Below are 22,138 nucleotides of genomic sequence, written 5' to 3' on the forward strand. Positions count from 1 at the left end.
GCGCTCAAGCACTCACGCGCCCGTGACCTCCACGGCCGCCAGGTTCTTCTTGCCCCGCCGCAGCACCAGCCACCGCCCGTGCAGCAGATCTTCCTTGGCCGGCACGGCATCCTCGGCCGCGACCTTCACGTTGTTCACGTAGGCCCCGCCCTCCTTCACGGTCCGCCGCGCGGCCGACTTGCTCGCCACCAGGCCGACCTCGGCGAACAGGTCGATGACCGGGCCGAGTTCGGCGACCTGGACGTGAGGCACCTCGGAGAGGGACGCGGCCAGTGTCTTCTCGTCGAGCTCGGCCAGCTCGCCCTGTCCGAAGAGGGCCTTGGACGCGGCGGTCACGGCGGCCGTCTGCTCGGCACCGTGCACCAGCGTCGTCAGCTCCTCGGCCAGCGCCCGCTGCGCCGCACGGGCCTGCGGACGCTCCTCGGTCTGCTTCTCCAGCTCCTCGATCTCCTCGTGGGACCGGAAGCTGAAGATGCGCAGGAACTTGGAGGCGTCCCGGTCGTCCGCGTTCAGCCAGAACTGGTAGAAGGCGTACGGCGTGGTCATCTCGGGGTCGAGCCAGACCGTGCCGGACTCCGTCTTGCCGAACTTGGTGCCGTCGGCCTTGGTGATCAGCGGCGTGCCCAGCGCGTGCACCTCGGCCTCCGGGTCGACCCGGTGGATCAGGTCGGTGCCCGAGGTGAGGTTGCCCCACTGGTCGCTGCCGCCGGTCTGGAGCGTGCAGCCGTGCCTGCGGTACAGCTCCAGGAAGTCCATGCCCTGGAGGATCTGGTAGCTGAACTCGGTGTAGCTGATGCCCGCGTCGGAGTTGAGCCGCCGGGAGACGGCCTCCTTGGCGATCATCTTGTTGACCCGGAAGTGCTTGCCGATGTCCCGCAGGAACTCGATGGCCGACAGGCCCTGGGTCCAGTCCAGGTTGTTGACCATGATCGCGGCGTGCGGGCCCTCGAAGTCCAGCAGCGGGGCGATCTGCGCGCGCAGCCGGTCGACCCACTGGGCCACGACCTCGGGCTCGTTCAGCGTCCGCTCCGAGTTCGGCTTCGGGTCGCCGATCAGGCCCGTGGCCCCGCCGACCAGGCCCAGCGGGCGGTTGCCCGCCTGCTGGATCCGGCGCATCGTCAGGATCTGCACGAGGTTGCCGAGGTGCAGGCTGGGCGCGGTCGGGTCGAAACCGCAATAGAACGTGACGGGACCGTCCGCGAACGCCTTGCGCAATGCGTCCTCGTCAGTGGAGAGAGCGATGAGCCCCCGCCACTGCAGTTCGTCGACGATGTCCGTCACGGTTCTCGTATCTCCTTGGGATGGTCTCGTGGATCAGGTACGAGGTTATACGCCCTGACTGACAGAGCTCATATTGAAGTCCGGCACCCGCAGCGCGGGCATCGCAGCCCTAGTGAACCAGTCGCTCCATTCCCTCGGCAGCGTCTTTTCCGTCCGCCCCGCCTCGGTCGCGCGCCCCAGCAGATCCACCGGCGACTCGTTGAACCGGAAGTTGTTCACCTCGCCCACCACCTCACCGTTCTCGACGAGGTAGACACCGTCCCGGGTCAGCCCGGTGAGCAGCAGCGTCGCCGGGTCGACCTCGCGGATGTACCAGAGGCAGGTCAGCAGCAGCCCGCGCGCGGTGTTCGCGACCATCTCCTCCAGGGAACGGTCCTCGCCCCCGCTCAGGATCAGGTTGTCGATCGACGGTGCCACCGGCAGCCCGGTCAGCCCCGCGCTGTGCCGGCTCGTCAGCAGGTGCTGCAACTCGCCCTCGCGCACCCAGTCGGTGGCGGTCAGCGGCAGCCCGTTGTCGAACACCGACTGGTCGCCCCCGGAGGTGTGCGCGAGCACGAACGGGGCCGATTCCAGGCCCGGTTCGTTCGGGTCGCTGCGCAGCGTCAACGGCAGTTCGGTGAGCTTCTCGCCTACGCGGGTGCCGCCGCCGGGCTTGGAGAACACCGTGCGCCCCTCGACCGCGTCCCGTCCCGACGCCGACCACATCTGGTAGATCAGCAGGTCCGCGACCGCGGTCGGCGGCAGCAGCGTCTCGTACCGGCCCGCGGGCAGCGGGATCCTCCGCTCCGCCCAGCCCAGTCGTACGGCCAACTCGGCGTCCAGCGCCGCCGGATCGACGTCCTTGAAGTCCCGGGTCGAGCGGCCGGCCCACGCCGAGCGCGTACGGTCCGGGGACTTGGCGTTCAGCTCCAGCGTGCCGTTGGGCTGGTCGTGCCGCAGGCGCAGCCCCGTCGACGTACCCAGGTAGCTGCTGACCAGCTCGTGGTTGGCGAAGCCGTACAACTCGCGACCGCCCGCACGCGCGCGTGCGAACGATTCGCCGAGCGCCGGGGCGAAGTCGGTGAACACGGAGGACGAGGTCTCGGCGGGCGCGTCCGTGAAGTCGGGCGACTGCGGTACGCCCGTGACCAGCGGCTGCGCGTCCTCGGCGGGCGCGGCACCGCGCGCGGCGGCCTCGGCGGCCCGCACCAGCGGCTCCAGCTCCTCCGGGGTGACGGCCGACCGGGACACGACCCCCGAGGCCGTGCCCTCCTTGCCGTCGACGGTCGCGATCACGGTGAGCGTGCGCCCGCGCGTGACGCCGTTCGTGGTCAGCGCGTTGCCCGCCCAGCGGAGGTTGGCGGTGGACTGCTCGTCGGCGATGACGACACAGCCGTCGGCCCGCGACAGTTCGAGGGCGCGCTCGACGATCTCGTGCGGCTTGTTCGTACGGGCGCTCATCGACCGGCCTCCTGCGTGGTGTTGAGGATGTTGACGCCCGTGAAGAGGGCCGACGGGCAGCCGTGCGACACCGCGGCGACCTGGCCCGGCTGGGCTTTGCCGCAGTTGAAGGCGCCGCCCAGGACGTAGGTCTGCGGACCACCGACGGCCGCCATGGACCCCCAGAAGTCGGTGGTCGTCGCCTGGTACGCGACGTCCCGCAGCTGCCCGGTGATCCGCCCGTTCTCGATCTTGAAGAACCGTTGCCCGGTGAACTGGAAGTTGTAGCGCTGCATGTCGATCGACCAGGACCGGTCGCCGACCACGTAGATCCCGCGGTCGACCCCGCCGATCAGATCCTCCGTGGACAGCCCCGCCGGGTCCGGCTGGAGCGACACGTTGGCCATGCGCTGCACCGGCACATGGCCGGGGGAGTCGGCGTACGCGCAGCCGTTGGAACGCTCGAAGCCGGTCAACTTGGCGATACGGCGGTCGAGTTGGTAGCCGACCAGGGTGCCGTCCTTGACGAGGTCCCAGGACTGGCCCTCGACGCCCTCGTCGTCGTAGCCGATGGTCGCGAGGCCGTGTTCGGCCGTGCGGTCGCCGGTGACGTTCATCCGCTCGGAGCCGTACTTCAGTTTGTTGAGCTTGTCGAAGGTGGCGAAGGACGTACCGGCGTAGGCGGCCTCGTAGCCGAGCGCGCGGTCCAGTTCGGTCGCGTGGCCGATGGACTCGTGGATCGTCAGCCACAGGTTGGACGGGTCTACGACGAGGTCGTACAGGCCCGCCTCGACGCTGGGGGCCCGCATCTTCTCGGCGAGCAGCTCCGGGATCCGCGCCAGCTCCTCGTCCCAGTCCCAGCCGGTGCCCGTGAGGTACTCCCAGCCGCGGCCCACGGGCGGCGCGATGGTGCGCATGGAGTCGAACTCGCCGCTCGACTCGTCAACCGACACGGCGTTCAGCTGCGGGTGCAGCCGGATCCGTTGCTGTGTGGTCACCGTCCCGGCGGTGTCGGCGTAGAACTTGTTCTCGTGCACGGTGAGCAGCGAGGCGTCCACGTGGTTGACGCCGTCCGCCGCCAGCAGCCGGGCGCTCCAGTCCGCCAGCAGCCCCGCCTTCTCCTCGTCGGGCACGGAGAACGGGTCGATCTCGTACGACGAGATCCACGTCCGCTCCTCGTGCGCGGGCTCGGCGGCCAGCTCGACGCGCTCGTCCGACCCGGCCGCCTTGATCACCTGGGCGGAGAGCTTCGCCATCGCCACCGCCTGCGAGGCGACCTTGGCGGCGGCGTCGAGGCTCAGGTCCACGCCCGACGCGAATCCCCAGGTGCCGCCGTGCACGACCCGCACCGCGTACCCGAGGTCGGTGGTGTCCGACGTACCGGCGGGCCGGGCGTCCCGCAGCCGCCAGGACGCGCTGCGCACCCGCTCGAACCGGAAGTCCGCGTGCTCGGCACCGAGCGCACGCGCGCGTGCCAGCGCCGCGTCGGCCAGGGCCCGTAGCGGAAGTGCCGTGAAGGCTTCGTCGATGGAATGAGGCACGGAGGTCTCCCTGCTGTCGTGGCCAGTCGGGTCCGATCATGTCGCGCGAGCGGGTCCGGGGACCACACGTTTCCGCCGTGCGTCGGCACATTCTGTAGGGACCCGACAGCGAGTCCCGTAAGCCACTGTCGGTGCCCGATTGTCCGCCGGACGGGGCGGACCGATAGGTTTTCGATAAAGCCGCCTGTCAACCAGGTGTACCGGGCAGGCGTGCAGGACCGCTATCGAAAGGGTGATCCGTTGAGCCGCTCGGTTCTCGTCACCGGAGGCAACCGGGGCATCGGCCTCGCCATCGCCCGTGCGTTCGCCGACGCCGGCGACAAGGTCGCCATCACCTACCGCTCGGGTGAGCCGCCGGCCGGCTTCCTGGCCGTGAAGTGCGACATCACCGACTCCGAGCAGGTGGAGCAGGCCTACAAGGAGATCGAGGCCGAGCACGGCCCGGTCGAGGTCCTGATCGCCAACGCCGGCGTCACCAAGGACCAGCTCCTGATGCGCATGACCGAAGAGGACTTCACCTCGGTCATCGACACCAACCTCACCGGCACCTTCCGCGTCGTCAAGCGCGCCAACCGCGCGATGCTGCGCGCCAGGAAGGGCCGCGTCGTCCTGATCTCGTCGGTCGTCGGCCTGATGGGCGGCCCCGGCCAGGCGAACTACGCCGCCTCCAAGGCCGCCCTCGTCGGCTTCGCGCGCTCCCTCGCCCGTGAGCTGGGCTCGCGCAACATCACCTTCAACGTCGTCGCGCCCGGCTTCGTCGACACCGACATGACCAAGGCGCTCACCGACGAGCAGCGCGAGAACATCGTCAAGCAGGTGCCGCTCGGCCGTTACGCGCAGCCCGAGGAGGTCGCCGCGACGGTGCGGTTCCTCGCCTCGGACGACGCCTCGTACATCACTGGAGCCGTCATCCCCGTAGACGGCGGACTGGGAATGGGTCACTGATCACCATGAGCGGAATTCTCGAGGGCAAGCGCGTCCTGATCTCCGGTGTGCTGCTGGAGTCCTCCATCGCCTTCCACGCCGCCAAGCAGGCCCAGGAGCAGGGTGCGGAGATCATCCTGACCGCGTTCCCGCGGCCCACGCTGACCGAGCGCATCGCCAAGAAGCTCCCCAAGCCCACCAAGGTCATCGAGCTCGACGTGACGAACAGCGAGCACCTCGCGCGCGTCGCCGACGTCGTCGGTGAGGAGCTGGGCGGCCTCGACGGTGTCGTGCACTCCATCGGGTTCGCGCCGCCGGACGCGCTCGGCGGCAACTTCCTGAACACGCCGTTCGAGTCCGTCGCCACGGCGATGCACGTCTCGGCGTTCTCCCTGAAGTCGCTGACCATGGCCTGCCTGCCGCTGATGCAGAACGGCGGCTCGGTCGTCGGCCTCACCTTCGACGCGTCCTTCGCGTGGCCGCAGTACGACTGGATGGGCCCGGCCAAGGCCGCCCTGGAGGCCACCAGCCGCTACCTCGCCCGCGACCTGGGCAAGCAGAACATCCGCTGCAACCTCGTCTCCGCGGGCCCGCTCGGCTCGATGGCCGCCAAGTCCATCCCGGGCTTCAGCGAGCTGGCCTCCGTGTGGGACAACCGCTCCCCCCTGGAGTGGGACCTCAACGACCCGGAGCCGGCCGGCAAGGCCATCGTCGCCCTCCTGAGCGACTGGTTCCCGAAGACCACCGGCGAGATCGTCCACGTGGACGGCGGCCTGCACGCCATCGGAGCCTGACCTCCCGACCCGGCCTCTCCTACGGCGTCGACGCCCCGTTTCCCGCACCGCGCGGGGATCGGGGCGTCACCCGTTCGGCCCCTCCGGCCGGGCGGGGGCAGGGCACAACTGCGCACTCTTGATTACGCGTTCACCACGCGATTCCCTCCCCAGCACTGCCGAGGAGGTTTCCCTTGTGCGCCTGTCCCGCAGCCTGGCCTCAGTGACCGTCGCCGTCGCGCTCGTCATCTCCCTGGCGTACGAGGCGATGCCCCACACACGCGTGGAGGCCCGAAAACCGGCCGCGCCCCAACTGTTCGGCGCCGACTGCCGCACCGCCGTCCACGGCTCGCAGGTGATCGCGTACTGCCACAACCCGTACCCCGGCACCGACCGCGTCAGCCTGCACATCGAGTGCGACCGCTGGTGGGACATCGACAGCGACGGCATCGCGACCGACGCGGGCCCGGCGCAGACCGTACGGCTCACCGGCCGCTGCTGGGAGGACGTCCGCGCGGTGTGGGTCAGCCACCAGAAGCGGGCGAGCTGAGCCTCCCCGGGCGGCACACGAACGGATAGCCCGCGGCCTCCTCGGCGGCCGCCTGCCCGTCACCCGTGCGGATCGCGTCCACCAGGCGCGTGTGGTCCATGTACGTCTCCGGAGTCAGCGCCTCGCCGACGTCCGCGCGCAGCCAGTCCCGCAGCACCTCGCCCAGGTCGGCGTACATCGCCGTCATGACGTCGTTGTGGGAGGCCGCCACCACGGCCATGTGCAGGGTCGCGTCGGCCGTCACGAAGGCCTCCGTGTCGCCCGATGCCCAGGCCTCTTCCCGTCGTACGAGGAGGGCGTCCAGCTGCTTGAGGTCCTTCTCGGTGCGCCGCTCGGCCGCCAGCTGCGCCGCCGCCGACTCCAGCGTGGAGCGCAGTTCGGCGATGTGCCGGGGGTCGGCGTCCGCGAAGCGGCGGTGCATCACGCCGGCCAGCTCGCTCGTCGCCACGACGTACGTCCCGGAGCCCTGGCGGATGTCCAGCAGGCCGTTGTGCGCGAGCGCGCGGACGGCCTCGCGGACCGTGTTGCGGGCGACCCCGAGCTGCTCGACCAGCTCCGGCTCGGTCGGGATCCGGGAGCCGACCGGCCACTCGCCCGAGGTGATCTGGTTCCGCAGTGAGGCGATGACCTGCTCGGACAGCACCGAACGGCGGGGGTGGCTCAGGGGCATGGCACACCTTCGCATGTGCGGGGCGGGAGCGGGCCACCCGGGGATGGACAACCAATCATCCCATCATTCTATGATGGGCGGCATGGCAAGCGAGGAAACCCGGACACTGAAGTCCACGACGAACGTCAGCGGCAACGTCGACAGCTCGGCCGCGAGCGACTCCCCGGCGCCGACAGGAAAGCGGACCGGGACGCAGCCCGAGAAAGCGTCCACGCGCGCGTGGACGACGCGTCTGCTCGTCCTCGGCATCGTGCTGGCCGCGCTGAACCTCCGCCCCGCCATCACCAGCCTCGGCGCCCTCCTCGAAGAGGTACGCGACGGGCTCGGCATGAGCGGCAGCGTCGCCGGACTGCTGACCTCCGTACCCCCGCTGTGCTTCGCGGTCTTCGGCGTCATGGCCCCGCGCCTCGCCCGCCGCTTCGGCCCGCCCGCGGTGGTCTGCGCGGGCATGGTCCTCATCTCCGCGGGCCTGCTCATACGGCCCTACATAGGCGGCACGACCGGCTTCCTGGTCGGCAGCGCGCTCGCGCTCATGGGCATCGCGGTCAGCAACGTCCTGATGCCGGTGATCGTCAAGCGCTGGTTCCCCGACCGGGTCGGCTCCATGACCGGCCTCTACTCGATGGGCCTGGCCCTCGGCACGGCTTCCGCCGCCGCGGTCACCGTGCCCATCACCGATGCCCTGGGCGGCAGTTGGCGCTCCGGCCTCGCCGTGTGGGCAGCGCTGGCCGCCGCTGCCGTACTGCCGTGGATCGCTCTCGTACGACACCGGGAGCTGCCCTCCGGAGCGGAGGCGGCCGGGGAGCAGCGCTCCCGCGCGCGGGACGCCGAGCAGGCGCAGCCGGTGCTGCGGATCACCCGCAGCCGTACCGCCTGGGCGCTCGCCGTGTTCTTCGGGCTCCAGGCCACCGCCGCCTACATCACGATGGGCTGGATGGCACAGATCTTCCGGGACGCGGGGGTCTCCGCGGGCACCGCCGGACTGCTGCTCGCCGTCACCATGGTGATGGGCGTGCCGCTGGCCTTCGTCATCCCGCGCGTGGCCACCCGGCTGCCCCGGCAGGGCCCGATCGTGATCGCCCTCGGCGTCTGCGGCCTCGCCGGATACGCGGGCCTGTACCTCGCGCCGGCCGGCGGCGCCTGGGCCTGGGCGGTGCTGCTCGGCATCGCCAACTGCTCCTTCCCGCTGGCCCTGACGATGGTCGGGATGCGGGCCAGGACCGGTGCGGGCGTGGCCCAGTTGTCGGCCTTCGCGCAGAGCACCGGGTATCTGATCTCCATCCCGGGGCCGCTCCTGGTCGGTGTGCTCTACCAGCACAGCGGCGGCTGGGGACTGCCGATCGCGCTCATGGCAGGCCTGATGGTCCCGCAGATGGTTGTCGGCGTCCTCGCGGGGCGCAACCGCACGGTGGAGGACGAGGCGGCCCGCTGACCTCACCCCGGCGGACGTGGCGTCGTCGGCGGGTGCGAGACTTGCCGTATGCCAGTGCTCGACCCGAACCCCCAGAACGGCCAGCGGAAGATGCTCATCGTCTTCGGCTCGTTCTTTGCCATCTTCATCGTCATCGCCATCATCGCGACGATCGCGTCCCCGTGACCACGTGCCCGTGAACGCGCCTCCGCGGGCCGATGGTGGGGTTGTCCCCACCATCCCCTAGGGGGTGAGGCTCAGGGTCAAGTGGGTGGATCTCCGGATGGGTTGGGGGCCGCGGGTTCCGTAACTTCGAGGTGTGACCGCGAGAAGCGGATCGCGGACCACTCGGAGACCAGCGGAGGCATCCATGTCGGCCCCAACGCACACCCGGCCCCTCCCGGCGACCACGGGCGGCGTCGACATCAGGCTGCCGTGGTGGGCTCTCGCCCTGCCGGCGCTCGCGTTCGTCGTGCTGCTCGTGATGATGCTCAACCCGACGGACGCGCAAGCGGCGACCTCGGACCCGATGATCACCCAATTGTTCGAGCGCGTGCAGCAGCTCATAACCCGCTGAGCACCGGTTGTGCACGTGCGGAGCCGCCCGGTCAACTCCCTGCGCCCCATGGCCTGTTTCATGCGAAGCTGGATCCCATGAGCGTCGCAGAATCCCGCAGGATTGTCCTCTTCCGGCATGCGAAAGCCGACTGGCCCGAGGTGACCGATCACGAGCGACCGCTCGCTGAGCGCGGTCGCCTGGACGCGGCCACGGCCGGAAGCAGACTGGCCGACACCGGCATCCCCTTCGATCTGGCCCTCTGCTCCACCGCGGTCCGGACCCGGGAGACCTGGAAGCTCGCGGTCCACGAGCTCGCGCACCGGCCGAAAACCGTCTACGAGGAGCGGCTCTACGAGGCCTCGCCCGGCGAGCTGATCGCGGTGCTGAACGAGACGCCGGACGACGCGCGGAACGTGATCCTCGTCGGCCACAACCCGAGCGTGCAGGGCCTGGCCGAGATCCTCCCGGGCGCGGGAGCTGGAGCGGGTTCCGGCGAGGCCCGTGAGTGGCTGGACCGCCGCGGTTTCGCGACCGCCGGTTTCGCCGTCCTGTCCTTCACGGGTTCCTGGAAGGCGCTGGAGCCGGGCGTGGCCACGCTGGACGACTACTGGGCGCCGTCGGAGTAACCCCGCAGACCCGTAGCCCGTAGCTCCGCAGACCCATAGCCCCGCAGCCCTGAGGACTCGTACGACAAAGAAAGGGCCCGGCACCATGCGGTGCCGGGCCCCCGAAAGTCGTGCGAGGCCGGGATCAGTCCTCGTCGTGCGTGTCCGCGGCCTCGACCTCTTCGCGGGTGACGCCCAGCAGATACAGCACGGTGTCGAGGAACGGCACGTTCACCGCGGTGTGCGCGGCCTCCCGTACGACCGGCTTCGCGTTGAAGGCGACACCGAGACCGGCCGCGTTGAGCATGTCCAGGTCGTTGGCGCCGTCGCCGATCGCCACGGTCTGCGCGAGCGGTACGCCCGCCTCGGCGGCGAAGCGGCGCAGCAGCCGTGCCTTGCCCGCGCGGTCGACGATCTCGCCGGTGACCTTGCCGGTCAGCTTGCCGTCGACGATCTCCAGGGTGTTGGCCTGGGCGAAGTCGAGCCCGAGCCGGTCCTTGAGGTCGTCGGTGACCTGGGTGAACCCGCCTGATACGACGCCGACTTGGTAGCCGAGCCGCTTGAGCGTACGGATGAGGGTGCGCGCCCCCGGCGTCAGACGCACCTCGCTGCGCACCTTGTCGACGACCGACGCGTCCAGCCCCGCCAGCAACGCCACGCGCGCGTGCAGCGACTGCTCGAAGTCCAGCTCCCCGCGCATCGCGGCGGCGGTGACCTCGGCGACCTCGTCCTCGCAGCCGGCGTGCGCGGCGAAGAGTTCGATGACCTCGTCCTGGATGAGCGTGGAGTCGACGTCCATGACGACCAGCCGCTGGGCCCGCCGGTGCAGCCCCGCCGCCACGACGGCGATGTCGACGCCGAACGTCGCCGCGTGGGTCACCAGGGCGGTGCGCAGGGGCTCGGTCTCCACGCCGGACACCGCGAACTCGACCGCTGTCACGGGGTACTTGGCGAGCCGGAAGATACGGTCGATGTTGCCGCCGGCCTTGGTGATACGGGCGGCGATCGCGGCGGTGGACTCCGCGGTGAGGGGGTGGCCGAGCACGGTCACGAGCGAACGCCCGAGCCCACGCGGCCGGTTGTCGCCGAGGCCGGAGATGATCTCCGCCTGCATCTTCATCGACTCGGCCCAGCTGTGCACGGTGGCCCGCAGACCCCCTTCGAGCCCGGCGGGCGGCGGCGTCACGAGCGCGCACAGCACCATCCGGCCACGCGTGACGACCTGCTCGATGTCGACCACGTCGACGGAGTAGGCGGCGAGGGTGTCGAAGAGTCCGGCCGTGATGCCCGGCCTGTCCTTGCCGAAGATCTTGACGAGGAGAGTGGGGACGTCAGAGGTCTGCGAAGCGCTCATGGTGTACCCACCGTATCCGGCACGGAGTGCCTTATGCCGCAGAGGTCCGCCTAGCGGACACGGAACAGTGGGTGTCGGGTCGGTGGCGCGGATCTTACGAGGCGATCACGAAGGGGCGGTGACCTGGTCAGGAGTGGGCCGTGGGTGGTCGAGAGTTGGCTGAGGGGCGGTCAGGAGACGCGTTGAGGTGATCGCGGGGAGGTGTGGTGCCGATCAGGGGTTGGCCGGTCGTTGGGCGAGGGGTGACTGGTGGGGCACCGGGTGCGGGGGATACGGCTGGACGGGTGGGGAGCAGGGGGTTGGGCGTTGGGCTGCTGGGTTGTCGCACCGTCGGGCTATAGGGGTGCCGCTACGTCTTCCCCCATCACCTTGTCCGGCATCGCCCATCGCTGGCTCACCCACCGCCGGCGTGGATCACCGGCGCCCCTTGGGCCTCCCCGGCGGGTGCGGCGGGGGAGGAGGCGGAGGTTGCTGCCCGCCGTCCGAGTCGTCCTCCGGCCAGTCCCGCGAACGTGACCCGGGTCGACGCCGGGGCGGCCGGGACGGTGGCTCGTAGGACTGGGCCATGGTCGGAGCGCCGTACATGTCGGCGGGCGGCGGAGGGGTGCCGGGTGGCTGCGGGTTGTTGTAGGGGCGAGTGCCGTCCTCCGGTTGCCGTAGCTCATCGGGCAGTTGCAGATACGGGTTGGTCTCGGGGTTCGGCGCGCGGTAGGGCGAACTCGGCACGTACGGCCCAGGGTCCCCGGCGCCCTCCGGATGCCCTGCATGTCCCGCACCCCCCGCAGGCTGCGCGTGTTCCGGATACCCCGGCTGCCCTGGCGCCCAGACATCCGACCCCGACCCTGAACCCGTCCCCGATCCCGTTCCCGGAACCGGACCCCCCACCCCCAAGTCACCCCGTGCCAACCGAGAAGCCTGCCGCCCCGCAGCCCCGGTCGCGTACGCGAGCAGCCCCCCGACAAACCCCGCCCCCGCACCCCACACCGCACCGAGCACCAACGCCATCCCCAGCTGCCCGTGCAGCTCGATCCCCGCGCCGAACGCGTCGAACCCCAGCACCGACAGCGACGCGTCCACCGACACATCCGTCAGCCACGCCAGCAACGGCAACGTCAGCGCGGTGACGACCCCAAGCCGTAAAGCACACCGCCCGGCAAATCCGAGAGCACTCCCGCGACCCCCCGCACCGCCGCGCTCACCGGCACCGGCACCACCACGATCAGAGCCGCTCCCCGCCGCCGCCCCCAAGGGCGTCCGCACCGCTGTCAACACCCCCGCCAGCAACATCATCAATGCCGCCGCAACCCCCAACAGCCATACCCGGCTGTCCAGTTCGGCCAGCCGGCCCAACGTCACCGGCTGGTCGGACTTCACGCTGAGGAGTTGGTCCAGGGGGTGGGGGAGGAGTTTTGCGAGTTCGCCGGTGGCCTTGCCGTCCCAGGGGACGAAGAGGCCGATCGGGATGCCGAGCCAGACTCCGTTGGGGGCGCCAAGGAGCGCGGCGCCGGCAATTCGCTTCGGGTGGTCGTCGCCGATCGCCGCGTACACCGCCGCCGCGAGCCCCGCCGCCACCGCGACCAGCAGCACCGCCACGAGCGCGGAAGCGGCCGGGCGTACGACGCGGTGCATGGCCTCCCAACCGCGCGGCAAAGGAGTTCGGCGCGAGGCCAGCAGGGCGATCAGCAGGATGCCGGCCGACCAGCCCAGGCCGCCCAGCAACGTCGGCGCCGTATCGACCGTGAAGCCCACCGCCGCCTTCGCCTTGACCAGGTCGCTGATCTTGCCCGGCAGCAGCCCGCCGATGTCACCGATGTCGCCGAGGCCGGGGATGCTCAGCCCGCCGCCGTTCCCTCCACCGCCGCCGGTCAGTTTGTCGAGGCCGAGTTTGCTGCCGTCGATCGTGATGACGTCGTGCCCGGCCCAGGCCAGCCCACCCAGCATCGCCACGAAGAGCACGATCACCGAGCCCGCGCGCGCGAGGAGTTCGGCCGGGGCGATCACAACTCCGGCCGCCCGCAGGGACCGTAGGAAGAAGTACGACAGCAGGAGTGCGCCGACCAGGCTCACGCCCAGCGGGGTGATCGTCACCGCTGTGGTCGCCTGGGCGCCGGTCAGGCCGAAGGCGGAGACGTCGCCGGTCGGGGTGACCGAACCGCCCGCGCCGAGAGCCACCACCGCCGCGGTCATGGGGCCGAGCGAGCCCGTCGCGTCGGCGCCCAGCAGGTGCAGGCCGAGCGCGGCCGTGCCCGCCATGCCTATCAACGCCCAGCTCACCGCTGCGATCGCGGACAGCAGGACGTCGACCCAGGGCACCCTCGTGTCGTAGCTCGCCGTCCGGACACTCGTCGCTGAGCTCATGGCAGACCCCCCGATCCGCGGCGCGGTGCGGACACCACGCATGTCCCCCTCGCGTGGATTACCACTCTCCGGGCCGGTTTCAACCCCGTCAACGGAACCGACGGAAGCGTATGGACGTGGTCTTCACAAGGCCCGACTTTCGGTCAGGGGGTGCAGCCTGAAATAGTTCCCGACGATGTTCGCCATCCCTAGACTCCCTGTGATGGGGGTAACTCGGGGGACTACTCAGTGGGGCATGGAGTGCCGGAACTCGTACTGGAATTGAATGGACGGACCTGGACGCTCGACGCGTCCAGGCCCTACACCCTCGGACGTGATCCGCAGGGGGATGTCGTGGTCGACGACGCCAGGGTCTCCTGGCGGCACGCCACGATCAGCTGGAGCGGCCGGAGTTGGGTCATCGACGACCACGGCAGCACCAACGGCACGTTCGTGCAGGGCCAGCGCATCCATCAGATGGAGATCGGCCCGGGCTCGTCCGTGCACCTGGGCAACGCGACCGACGGCCCGCGGCTGAGCCTGTCCGGCGCCGCGGCCTCCGTGGCGAGCCCGCAGGCCCAGCCGCAGCAACAGCCGTACGCCGCACAGGGCGCGAGCCCCGGCTGGGCCCAGCAGGCACCGCCGCAACAGGCCCCGGCGCAGACGCCTGAGCAGCAGCGTTACCAGCCGCCGGCCGCCGCGCAGATTCCGCAGCAGCCGGGACCCGGTGTCGGCGCGGGGGCGCCGCCGGTCTACGGCGACCGCAGCCCGACCACGTTCCACCAGTTCTCGCTGGGCCGCGTGATGCGCATCGGCCGTGCGCTGGAGAACGAGTTGGTGGTCTCCGACCTCCAAGTCTCGCGCCACCACGCCGAGTTCCACGCGACGCCCGACGGCCGCTTCGAGATCCGCGACCTGGGCTCGCACAACGGCACGTACGTCAACGGCCAGCCGATCACCAAGGGCGGCTCGGCGCTGCTCGGCCCGAACGACATCGTCGGCGTCGGCCACTCGACGTTCCGCCTGGTCGGGGACCGGCTCGAAGAGTTCGTCGACACCGGTGACATCTCCTTCTCCGCCCGGCACTTGACCGTCGAGGTCGACGGCGGCAAGCAGATCCTCAAGGACGTCTCCTTCGGCGTACCGGAGAAGTCGCTGATCGCGGTCATCGGCCCGTCGGGCTCCGGCAAGTCGACCCTGCTCAAGGCGCTCACCGGCTACCGGCCCGCCAACCAGGGCGACGTCCTCTACGACAACCGGAACCTCTACAAGCAGTTCGCCGAGCTGCGCCAGCGCATCGGTCTGGTCCCGCAGGACGACATCCTGCACAAGGAACTGACCGTCAAGAAGGCCCTCAAGTACGCGGCCAAGCTGCGCTTCCCCGCCGACACCACCGGCGCCGAGCGCGAAGCCCGTATCGACGAGGTGCTGCGCGAGCTGAAGCTCGACATCCACAAAGAGAAGAAGATCACCTCCCTCTCCGGCGGCCAGCGCAAGCGCGTCTCGGTCGCCCTGGAGCTCCTCACCAAGCCCTCGCTGATCTTCCTGGATGAGCCCACCTCGGGCCTCGACCCGGGCATGGACCGCGATGTCATGCAGCTGCTGCGCGGCCTCGCCGACGACGGCCGCACGGTCCTCGTCGTCACCCACTCCGTGGCCGAACTGGCGATCTGCGACAAGCTGTTGGTGATGGCTCCGGGCGGCAGCGTCGCCTACTTCGGCCCGCCCGAGGAGGCACTGAACTTCTTCGGCTACGACACCTGGGCCGACGTCTTCTCCGCCTTCGAGAACTACCGCGACTACGACTGGGCCGGGCGCTGGAAGGGCTCGCAGCACTACCAGATGTACGCCGCGGACATCGACGCGATTGCACCGCAGTCCGTACAGATGCCGCCGATGCAGGCGATGAAGCCGCCGAAGCCGCAGGGCTGGATGTCCCAGTTCATGACGCTGGTGCGCCGCTACGTCGGGGTGATCGCCTCCGACAAGGGCTTCCTGGCCCTGATGGTGATCCTGCCGGCCGTGCTGGGCGCGGTGAGCCTGCTCATCGACTCGGGCAACAGCCTGCTGCCCAACCCGGCCAGGGCGAACGGCCAGAGAATTCCGAACGGCACGGCCACCACGGTCCTGCTGATCCTCGCGGTCGGCGCCTGCTTCGCCGGCGCGGCCAACTCCGTCCGCGAGCTGATCAAGGAACGGGTCATCTACGAACGGGAGCGCGCGACCGGCCTCTCGCGCTCGGCGTACCTGATGTCGAAGGTGTTCGTGCTCGGCGTGATCACCGCGCTGCAGGGCCTGATGGTCGGTGTCATCGGCTTCGCCAGCCGGGAGATCCCCAAGCAGGGCCTGGTGCTCGGCAGCCAGACCATGATCGAACTCTGCATCCCGATCATGGGTCTCGGCTTCACCGCGATGATGTTCGGCCTGATCATCTCCGCGCTGGTGAAGACGGCCGAGAAGACCATGCCGCTGCTGGTCATGTTCGCGATCATCCAGGTCGTGTTCACCGGCTGCCTGTTCACCCTGAACGGCGCGGTCGGCGTCAACCAGTTCTCGTACCTGATGCCCTCGCGCTGGGCGGTCGGGGCCGCGGGCGCCACGCTGGACTTCAACAAGATCAGCCCGCCCAAGCCCGGCGACAGCGTCGATCCGCTCTGGGAGCACACCGTCGGCGCCTGGGGCATGGACATGGCCGCCCTGATCGCCCTCGGCGTGATCTGCGGCTTCTTCGTGGCCCGCTTCCTGCGCCGCCACGAGCCCGAGGTTATGCGTAAGTGAGCCATGCGGAAGTGAGTCCGGAAATCAAACTCACGTGAGTTTGAAAAGCGAACGCCGAAGGGCGGCGCCCCTCACACGGGTGCCGCCCTTCGGCGTCGATACCGAGACCAAGAGGTCCGCCGGAGAGGCCTCAGTACGCGCTGTTGACGTTGTCGATCGAGCCGTACCGGTCGGCCGCGTAGTTGGCGGCGGCGGTGATGTTGGCGACCGGGTCGTAGATGTTCGACGAGGTACCGGAGACGTGGTACGCGTTGAACGTCGGCTGGATGACCTGGAGCAGACCGATCGACGGGGTGCCGTTGACCGCGTTGACGTCCCAGCCGTTGATGGCGCTGGGGTTGCCCGAGGACTCCCGCATGATGTTCTTGTACAGGCCGTTGTACGAGCCCGGGATGCCCTTCTGCTTCATGATCGCCAGCGCGTGGTTGATCCAGCCGTTGAGGTTGTTGGCGTACGTCGTCGCGGCGACGGGCTGGATCTTGACGCGCTCGGTGGAGCGGCTCGCGGCCTTCTTGGCCTTGCGCGCGGCCTCCGCCTTCTTCTTGGCGGCGGCTTCGGCGGCGGCCTTCTTCTTCGCGGCGGCGTCGACCTTGGCCTTCGCGGCCTTCGCCTTGGCATCGGCCTTCGCCTGGATCGCCTCGGTCTTCACACCGGCACCGGCGAGCTGGTCGGTGACGCTGGCCTTGACGCCCTTGATGGGCTCCGTGCTGTACGCGACCTTCGTCGAGGTCGCGGCGTCGCTCGTGGTCGTCCCCGCGTCGCCGGGCACCGCGGAGAAGGCGAGGGCGGCGGCGCCGAGCGTGGCGACACCGGCGAGCGCGATCTTGTGCTGCTTCGTCAGCTTGTTCAGCTTGGTCAGGCGACTATGACCAGGAGTGTTCGTGTTCTTGGGCATGGCGGATGGACCTCTTCGAATTGCGCGGAGGTCGCTCACCGTCCGGCGGGGACGCGGGTGCTTCCGGCACAAACGCCGCGGACGGGATCCGCGGCGCTGAGCGACGGCTGCAATTCTTAGCGGCCGCAAAAACCCCTGGCAAAGGTGTGACGTACGATCCCGGGTAGTTGACCGGTCCAGGGCAAAACGGGACAGACAGGTCCGTCTGTCCCGCTCAAGTGGGGCGTCTATATCTCCTATGTCCGCTAGTACGTGATCTGCGCCCTATGTGCGGGCTCACATCGGCCGCGCCCCGACCTCACCCGCAGTTGCGGGAGCAACGCGCCGCGTGAGGGTCCTCCTCCGGGAGGATGAGATGCACGTCCCCGAACTCGTGCCACAGGTAGAGCCCCCGCAGCGCCTCCTCATAACTGCGGCCTACGGCGGCCCGCCCGGCGACCGCCTCCAGCATCAGCAGATGCGAGGCCTCCGGCTCGTGCAGCCCCGTCAGCAGCCCGTCCACCACCCGCACACCCCGCTCCGGCGTCACGACGAGATCGGTCCACCCCGCACGCGCGCGTACGACCCCGTCGTCCCCGGCGGCCGACTCGACGGCCCGCACAGCCGTGGTCCCGACCGCGATCACCCGCCCGTCCCCGGCCTGGGCGGCGTTGATCAACCGGGCCGACGTCCCCGACACCGCGAACCGCTCCGGATACGGCGGCTCCTGCACCTCGGCCGAGGCCACCCCGGTGTGCAGGGTGATCGGCGCGAACTGCACCCCCCGACTCACCAGCTCCGCCACCAGCCGCGGGGTGAAGGGCCGAGCCGCACTGGGCATCTCCGCACTGCCCGTCCCGTCCTCGGTAGGCAGCGAGAACACCGTCTGGTAGACGGAGAGCGGCTGATCGCGCTCCGTATAGGAGTAACGGATGGGCCGCCCGTGCTCCCGGAGCAGTACGGCCACGCCGGGATCGGGCGTTTCTGGACGCGACACCCCCGACACCCGCCCCCACCACAACCGCTCACCCCGCCCGCTCAACGGCTCCTCCAGGACCAGCCGCACACCTTCAGGCAGCCGAACCTCCGTCCCCTCCGGGCCGCCCGCACGCGCGCGTGTGGTGCCCTTCCCGTCCGGCTCGCGCAGCTCGACCGCCCACCGCCCGTCATCGCCCCGGGTGGAGAAATGCACCACCACGCGTGCGTGCCCGATCCACCCGTCCACGGCCGCGGCGAGCGTCGGCGACGTGTTCACGACCAACAGATCCCCGGCCCGCAGCAGCCGTGGCAGCTCCGCGAACACGTGATGCGACACCTCGGTACCGCGCGACACGAGCAGCCGTACGGCATCCCGGTCGAGCCCGGGCCCGCGCTGTTCGGCGGGCACCCGCGCGGAAAGCTCCTCCGGGACCCGGACGGCCACGGTCATCGCTCCTCCAGGAGGGCCGGCGCGCCGTAGCGCCCGCTCGCCGGACGCTCGTCCAGCAGCCGTAGAAAGGCCGGTACCACGGAGGCCGGCGACGGCCGTGGATCCTCGTCGTCCGGTACGGCCGCCGCGTACAGGTCGGTGCCCATGTCCCCGGGGTCGACCGCCCACACCCGCAGCCCGGGCTCCTCGGCGCCGAGCACGGCCGCGAGATGGTCGAGGGCCGCCTTGGACGCCCCGTAACCGCCCCACGTCTCGTAGGCTTCGGCCGCCGCGTCCGAGCTGACCGCGATCACCGCACCCGCGTGCGAGGCCCGCAGCAGCGGCAGCGCCTCCTGGACCAGGCCCAGCGCGGCCACCACATTCACCTCCAGCGCCCGCCGCAACCCGTCCAGGGCCAGCTCCTCCAGGCGTACCAGCGGCTCGGCGCCCAGCGCGCTCGCGTTGCTGACGACCAGGTCGACGCCGCCCAGCTTCCCCGCCGCGGCCACCAGCTCCGCGCGGTGCGCGGCATCCGTGACGTCCCCGGGAAGGGCCTCCACGCGCGTGCCGTACGCGGCGACGGCCACCGCGGCGTCTGTCAGCACCCCCTCGGTCCTGGCGTCGAGCACCAGGTCCCAGCCCCGCGCGGCCAGGGCCTCGGCGAGCGCCCGCCCCAGCCCCTTGGATGCCCCCGTGATGATCGCTACCGACATGACACACGTCCCCTCGTCCACTACGCCTCCGTCGGCGTGCCCCCAACGTAGGAACGGGATCGCCTCCGCCGCGTCGGACGTCGGCCGCAGTCCACCGGGGCCCTTCGCCCTAGGTCCACCGGACCAGACGACGGCCGCCACCGGCCCGATCCGCACTGTCAGACCCCGCCGGTACCGTGAGGACATGAGTCAAGGTCCACGGTCCGGCCTCGCGGCGGTGAGTTCCGCGCTGCTGGCCATGAGCAGGCATCTCGAGGTGCGCGACGTCCTCAAGACGATCGTCGCCTCGGCCCGCGAGCTGCTCGACGCGCAGTACGCCGCGCTCGGCGTGCCCGACGACCACGGCGGCTTCGCCCAGTTCGTGGTCGACGGCGTCAGCGACGCCCAGTGGAAGGCCATCGGCCCGCTCCCGCGCCAGCACGGCATCCTCGCCGCGATGTTGCACGAGGCCAAGGCCGAACGCCTCGCGGACGTGCGCAAGGACCCGCGCTTCGAGGGCTGGCCCTCGGCCCACCCCGATATGTCCGACTTCCTGGGCCTGCCCATCCGCGACGACGACGAGGTCATCGGCGCCCTCTTCCTCGCCAACAAGAACTGCCCGAAGCGGGACGGCAGTTGCGGCTTCACGGAGGAGGACGAGGAGCTGCTCGCCATCCTCGCCCAGCACGCGGCCATCGCCCTCACCAACGCCCGCCTGTACGAGCGCAGCCGCGAGCTGACCATCGCCGAGGAGCGCTCCCGCCTGGCACACGAACTGCACGACGCGGTGGCCCAGAAGCTGTTCTCGCTCCGCCTCACCGCGCAGGCCGCCGCCACCCTCGTGGACCGCGACCCCTCCCGCGCCAAGGGCGAACTCCAGCAGGTGGCCGCGCTCGCCGCCGAGGCAGCCGACGAACTGCGCGCCGCGGTCGTCGAGTTGCGCCCCGCCGCCCTCGACGAGGACGGACTGAGCGCCACCCTGCGCACCCAGATCCAGGTCCTCGACCGCGCCCACACCGCACGCGTGACCTTCACCGGCCGCGGCTTCCGCGCCCTGCCCGCCGCCCAGGAGGAGGCCATGCTCCGCGTCGCCCAGGAGGCCCTGCACAACGCACTGCGCCACTCCGGCGCGGGCCACGTCGCCGTGACCCTGGAGCGACGCGGTTGCGGAGCTGTCCTCCGGATCACCGACGACGGCAGCGGCTTCGAGCCTCAGTCGATCCGCCGCGCGGGACGCCACCTCGGCCTGGTCTCCATGCGGGACCGGACGAACGGCGTCGGCGGCACGCTGACCGTGGAATCGGCGCCCGGAAAGGGCACCACGATCGAGATGGAGGTCCCCGGTGGCTGACGCAATCAAGGTGCTGATCGTCGACGACCACCAGGTCGTCCGCCGGGGCCTGCGCACCTTCCTGGAGGTGCAGGACGACATCGAGGTCGTCGGCGAGGCGGCCGACGGCGCCGAAGGAGTCGCCCGCACCGAGGAGTTGAAGCCCGACGTCGTCCTCATGGACGTCAAGATGCCGGGCATGGACGGCATCGAGGCGCTGCGCAAGCTCCGCGAACTCGACCACCCCGCGCGCGTGTTGATCGTCACCAGCTTCACCGAACAGCGCACGGTGATCCCGGCCCTGCGCGCGGGCGCCGCCGGTTACGTCTACAAGGACGTGGACCCGGACGCCCTCGCCGGCGCCATCCGTTCCGTCCACGCGGGCCACATCCTGCTCCAACCCGAGGTCGCCGGGGTCCTGTTGTCCCAGGAGGAGTCCAACTCGGGGCAGGGGAGAGGCGGTTCGCTCACCGAGCGGGAGCGCGAGGTGCTCGGCCTGATCGCCGACGGCCGCTCCAACCGCGAGATAGCCCGCGCCCTGGTGCTCTCAGAGAAGACGGTCAAGACCCACGTCTCGAACATCCTGATGAAACTCGACCTGGCGGACCGCACGCAGGCGGCCCTGTTCGCCGTACGCCACGGTCTGACGCGGTGACCTGAGCGAGGTGATCCGGCGAGGTGAGCGGGGTGCGGCGGCAACACGGAGCGTCTCGTTCCGGGCTGAGATTCATACCGTCGTGGGAATGTCCCTCGAATGGCGCATCCTTCGTGGATCTCCGCCGTTCTCCAGTGCGTGCCGCGGCGCCTGCCGCGGTGATCGCTAGGAGGGCTCAGAAGTGAAGAACCTGAAGAAGGCAGCGGCCGTGACGATGGTGGCCGGCGGGCTGGTAGCCGCCGGTGCCGGGCTGGCCTCCGCCGACGGTCTGGCGAACGGCCAGGCCGCCGGTTCGCCCGGCGTCGCCTCGGGCAACGTCGTCCAGGTCCCGGTGCACGTCCCGGTCAACGCGGTCGGCAACAGCGTGAACGTCATCGGCGTCCTGAACCCCGCCTTCGGCAACCTGGGCGTCAACCAGTGACGCACGTCGCCCCGCGACAGTGACCTCCGGCCTCCCAGGGCACTCCCTGGGAGGCCGGTCTGCTCGTCACCTGGTCGGCTTGTCGCGCCAATGATCCGAACGGGCAGTCAAACGCGGATGTCCGTGCCGTTTCCGCCGTTCCGTGCGTTGATCAGCGCACGACCCGCGGCCGGGTCGGTCACGCAATCGCAGGAGGAACGCTTCCCATGAACATCGCCAAGAAGGCCGCTGTGGCCCTCACCGTCGCCGGTATCGCCGCCGGCGCCTCCGCCGGTGCCGCTTTCGCCGACGCCGGTGCCGACGGCGCGGCCGTGAAGTCCCCGGGTGTCGGTTCGGGCAACGCCGTCCAGGTCCCGGTCCACGTCCCGGTCAACGTCGTCGGCGACAGCATCAACGTCATCGGCCTGCTGAACCCCGCGTTCGGCAACAAGGGCGTCAACGACTGACGTCCACAGCACTGAAGAGGGGCCCCACGAGTCAACGACGACTTGTGGGGCCCCTTTTTCTGTAGACCGCATTTCTCTACTGCCGGTTACTGTCAGCCCGTCCGGCGTTT

Annotated in this window: 21 protein-coding genes; 12 read left to right on the forward strand and 9 right to left on the reverse strand. The window is 70.3% G+C overall.

Going from position 1 to position 22,138, the window contains the following annotated elements; all coding sequences use genetic code 11:
* Nucleotides 1–12 precede the first annotated feature (12 nt).
* Genes tyrS through SPR02S_RS29795 form a run of 3 tightly spaced genes read right to left on the reverse strand, consistent with a single transcriptional unit; the run spans nucleotide 13 to nucleotide 4,241 of the window.
* Nucleotides 13–1,281, reverse strand: a complete 1,269-nt coding sequence (gene tyrS, locus SPR02S_RS29785) for a tyrosine--tRNA ligase (RefSeq protein WP_019060683.1) — start codon at nucleotides 1,279–1,281, stop codon at nucleotides 13–15.
* A gap of 45 nt (nucleotides 1,282–1,326) precedes the next feature.
* The gene (locus SPR02S_RS29790) at nucleotides 1,327–2,721 is read right to left on the reverse strand and encodes a metallopeptidase TldD-related protein (RefSeq protein WP_019060684.1); all 1,395 of its coding nucleotides are present in this window, start codon (nucleotides 2,719–2,721) and stop codon (nucleotides 1,327–1,329) included.
* Nucleotides 2,718–4,241 (reverse strand): TldD/PmbA family protein, encoded by a 1,524-nt coding sequence (locus tag SPR02S_RS29795; protein WP_019060685.1) that lies wholly within the window; start codon nucleotides 4,239–4,241, stop codon nucleotides 2,718–2,720. Before SPR02S_RS29795 ends, SPR02S_RS29790 begins: the two co-directional genes overlap by 4 nt.
* 240 nt (nucleotides 4,242–4,481) lie before the next feature.
* On the opposite strand from SPR02S_RS29795, the gene fabG reads away from it, so the two are divergent.
* The 3 genes from fabG (at nucleotide 4,482) to SPR02S_RS29810 (ending at nucleotide 6,488) form a co-directional block, all read left to right on the forward strand.
* Nucleotides 4,482–5,186, forward strand: coding sequence for a 3-oxoacyl-[acyl-carrier-protein] reductase (fabG, locus tag SPR02S_RS29800; protein WP_026150972.1), 705 nt, complete (start codon nucleotides 4,482–4,484; stop codon nucleotides 5,184–5,186).
* A gap of 5 nt (nucleotides 5,187–5,191) precedes the next feature.
* Entirely contained in the window at nucleotides 5,192–5,959 is a 768-nt protein-coding gene (gene fabI / locus SPR02S_RS29805) for an enoyl-ACP reductase FabI (RefSeq protein ID WP_019060687.1), read from the forward strand.
* A 175-nt stretch (nucleotides 5,960–6,134) separates the two neighbouring features.
* Entirely contained in the window at nucleotides 6,135–6,488 is a 354-nt protein-coding gene (locus SPR02S_RS29810) for a hypothetical protein (protein WP_019060688.1), read from the forward strand.
* Here the strand turns inward: SPR02S_RS29810 and SPR02S_RS29815 are convergent.
* Nucleotides 6,463–7,158, reverse strand: coding sequence for a FadR/GntR family transcriptional regulator (locus tag SPR02S_RS29815; RefSeq protein ID WP_019060689.1), 696 nt, complete (start codon nucleotides 7,156–7,158; stop codon nucleotides 6,463–6,465). The two genes, SPR02S_RS29810 and SPR02S_RS29815, sit on opposite strands and share 26 nt — an antisense overlap.
* An 82-nt stretch (nucleotides 7,159–7,240) precedes the next feature.
* Between SPR02S_RS29815 and SPR02S_RS29820 the strand changes: the two genes are divergently transcribed.
* The 4 genes from SPR02S_RS29820 (at nucleotide 7,241) to SPR02S_RS29835 (ending at nucleotide 9,754) form a co-directional block, all read left to right on the forward strand.
* Nucleotides 7,241–8,590 carry a CynX/NimT family MFS transporter gene (locus tag SPR02S_RS29820; RefSeq protein WP_019060690.1) on the forward strand — a complete coding sequence of 450 codons (1,350 nt, stop codon included), beginning with the start codon at nucleotides 7,241–7,243 and terminating at the stop codon, nucleotides 8,588–8,590.
* Nucleotides 8,591–8,638: 48 nt separating this feature from the next.
* Complete coding sequence (locus SPR02S_RS65765; RefSeq protein ID WP_019060691.1) at nucleotides 8,639–8,755, forward strand: SGM_5486 family transporter-associated protein; 117 nt, start codon at nucleotides 8,639–8,641, stop codon at nucleotides 8,753–8,755.
* A gap of 184 nt (nucleotides 8,756–8,939) precedes the next feature.
* A complete protein-coding gene (locus tag SPR02S_RS29830) occupies nucleotides 8,940–9,146 on the forward strand; it encodes a hypothetical protein (protein WP_019060692.1) in 207 nt (68 codons plus the stop codon).
* 77 nt (nucleotides 9,147–9,223) lie between these two features.
* Complete coding sequence (locus tag SPR02S_RS29835; RefSeq protein ID WP_019060693.1) at nucleotides 9,224–9,754, forward strand: SixA phosphatase family protein; 531 nt, start codon at nucleotides 9,224–9,226, stop codon at nucleotides 9,752–9,754.
* 124 nt (nucleotides 9,755–9,878) lie between these two features.
* On the opposite strand, the gene serB is transcribed toward SPR02S_RS29835, so the two are convergent.
* Complete coding sequence (serB, locus tag SPR02S_RS29840) at nucleotides 9,879–11,087, reverse strand: phosphoserine phosphatase SerB (protein WP_019060694.1); 1,209 nt, start codon at nucleotides 11,085–11,087, stop codon at nucleotides 9,879–9,881.
* Between the two features lie 414 nt (nucleotides 11,088–11,501).
* On the reverse strand, nucleotides 11,502–13,445 hold the full coding sequence (locus SPR02S_RS29845; protein WP_043258573.1) for a streptophobe family protein: 1,944 nt from the start codon (nucleotides 13,443–13,445) through the stop codon (nucleotides 11,502–11,504).
* A gap of 240 nt (nucleotides 13,446–13,685) precedes the next feature.
* Between SPR02S_RS29845 and SPR02S_RS29850 the strand changes: the two genes are divergently transcribed.
* Nucleotides 13,686–16,202: an ABC transporter ATP-binding protein/permease gene (locus tag SPR02S_RS29850; protein ID WP_019060696.1), complete on the forward strand. Its 2,517-nt coding sequence runs from the start codon at nucleotides 13,686–13,688 to the stop codon at nucleotides 16,200–16,202.
* A gap of 130 nt (nucleotides 16,203–16,332) precedes the next feature.
* On the opposite strand, the gene SPR02S_RS29855 is transcribed toward SPR02S_RS29850, so the two are convergent.
* The 3 genes from SPR02S_RS29855 to SPR02S_RS29865 all read right to left on the reverse strand — a co-directional run bounded on the left by SPR02S_RS29855 (nucleotide 16,333) and on the right by SPR02S_RS29865 (nucleotide 19,197).
* The gene (locus SPR02S_RS29855; protein WP_019060697.1) at nucleotides 16,333–17,097 is read right to left on the reverse strand and encodes a transglycosylase SLT domain-containing protein; all 765 of its coding nucleotides are present in this window, start codon (nucleotides 17,095–17,097) and stop codon (nucleotides 16,333–16,335) included.
* Nucleotides 17,098–17,395: 298 nt separating this feature from the next.
* Nucleotides 17,396–18,505: an S-adenosylmethionine:tRNA ribosyltransferase-isomerase gene (locus tag SPR02S_RS29860; protein ID WP_019060698.1), complete on the reverse strand. Its 1,110-nt coding sequence runs from the start codon at nucleotides 18,503–18,505 to the stop codon at nucleotides 17,396–17,398.
* Complete coding sequence (locus SPR02S_RS29865) at nucleotides 18,502–19,197, reverse strand: SDR family NAD(P)-dependent oxidoreductase (protein ID WP_026150975.1); 696 nt, start codon at nucleotides 19,195–19,197, stop codon at nucleotides 18,502–18,504. The genes SPR02S_RS29860 and SPR02S_RS29865 overlap by 4 nt, the downstream gene beginning before the upstream one ends.
* A gap of 184 nt (nucleotides 19,198–19,381) precedes the next feature.
* On the opposite strand from SPR02S_RS29865, the gene SPR02S_RS29870 reads away from it, so the two are divergent.
* The 4 genes from SPR02S_RS29870 (at nucleotide 19,382) to SPR02S_RS29885 (ending at nucleotide 22,028) form a co-directional block, all read left to right on the forward strand.
* Nucleotides 19,382–20,527, forward strand: a complete 1,146-nt coding sequence (locus SPR02S_RS29870; protein WP_026150976.1) for a GAF domain-containing sensor histidine kinase — start codon at nucleotides 19,382–19,384, stop codon at nucleotides 20,525–20,527.
* Nucleotides 20,520–21,161, forward strand: a complete 642-nt coding sequence (locus SPR02S_RS29875) for a response regulator (RefSeq protein WP_019060701.1) — start codon at nucleotides 20,520–20,522, stop codon at nucleotides 21,159–21,161. Before SPR02S_RS29870 ends, SPR02S_RS29875 begins: the two co-directional genes overlap by 8 nt.
* A gap of 181 nt (nucleotides 21,162–21,342) precedes the next feature.
* Entirely contained in the window at nucleotides 21,343–21,582 is a 240-nt protein-coding gene (locus SPR02S_RS29880) for a chaplin (RefSeq protein ID WP_019060702.1), read from the forward strand.
* 206 nt (nucleotides 21,583–21,788) lie between these two features.
* The gene (locus tag SPR02S_RS29885; RefSeq protein ID WP_019060703.1) at nucleotides 21,789–22,028 is read left to right on the forward strand and encodes a chaplin; all 240 of its coding nucleotides are present in this window, start codon (nucleotides 21,789–21,791) and stop codon (nucleotides 22,026–22,028) included.
* Nucleotides 22,029–22,138 lie beyond the last annotated feature (110 nt).

Origin of the sequence: Streptomyces prunicolor NBRC 13075 (genome assembly GCF_000367365.1) — a bacterium.
In the GTDB taxonomy this organism is placed as follows: domain Bacteria; phylum Actinomycetota; class Actinomycetes; order Streptomycetales; family Streptomycetaceae; genus Streptomyces; species Streptomyces prunicolor.

What these genes read in the sequence shown, in the direction of transcription:
- SPR02S_RS29790 (WP_019060684.1), bottom strand. Translation starts at nt 2,721, where the DNA reads ATGAGCGCCCGTACGAACAAGCCGCACGAGATCGTCGAGCGCGCCCTC.
- fabI (WP_019060687.1), top strand. Translation starts at nt 5,192, where the DNA reads ATGAGCGGAATTCTCGAGGGCAAGCGCGTCCTGATCTCCGGTGTGCTG.
- SPR02S_RS29815 (WP_019060689.1), bottom strand. Translation starts at nt 7,158, where the DNA reads ATGCCCCTGAGCCACCCCCGCCGTTCGGTGCTGTCCGAGCAGGTCATC.
- SPR02S_RS29820 (WP_019060690.1), top strand. Translation starts at nt 7,241, where the DNA reads ATGGCAAGCGAGGAAACCCGGACACTGAAGTCCACGACGAACGTCAGC.
- SPR02S_RS65765 (WP_019060691.1), top strand. Translation starts at nt 8,639, where the DNA reads ATGCCAGTGCTCGACCCGAACCCCCAGAACGGCCAGCGGAAGATGCTC.
- SPR02S_RS29830 (WP_019060692.1), top strand. Translation starts at nt 8,940, where the DNA reads ATGTCGGCCCCAACGCACACCCGGCCCCTCCCGGCGACCACGGGCGGC.
- SPR02S_RS29835 (WP_019060693.1), top strand. Translation starts at nt 9,224, where the DNA reads ATGAGCGTCGCAGAATCCCGCAGGATTGTCCTCTTCCGGCATGCGAAA.
- serB (WP_019060694.1), bottom strand. Translation starts at nt 11,087, where the DNA reads ATGAGCGCTTCGCAGACCTCTGACGTCCCCACTCTCCTCGTCAAGATC.
- SPR02S_RS29845 (WP_043258573.1), bottom strand. Translation starts at nt 13,445, where the DNA reads ATGAGCTCAGCGACGAGTGTCCGGACGGCGAGCTACGACACGAGGGTG.
- SPR02S_RS29855 (WP_019060697.1), bottom strand. Translation starts at nt 17,097, where the DNA reads ATGCCCAAGAACACGAACACTCCTGGTCATAGTCGCCTGACCAAGCTG.
- SPR02S_RS29860 (WP_019060698.1), bottom strand. Translation starts at nt 18,505, where the DNA reads ATGACCGTGGCCGTCCGGGTCCCGGAGGAGCTTTCCGCGCGGGTGCCC.
- SPR02S_RS29865 (WP_026150975.1), bottom strand. Translation starts at nt 19,197, where the DNA reads ATGTCGGTAGCGATCATCACGGGGGCATCCAAGGGGCTGGGGCGGGCG.
- SPR02S_RS29870 (WP_026150976.1), top strand. Translation starts at nt 19,382, where the DNA reads ATGAGTCAAGGTCCACGGTCCGGCCTCGCGGCGGTGAGTTCCGCGCTG.
- SPR02S_RS29885 (WP_019060703.1), top strand. Translation starts at nt 21,789, where the DNA reads ATGAACATCGCCAAGAAGGCCGCTGTGGCCCTCACCGTCGCCGGTATC.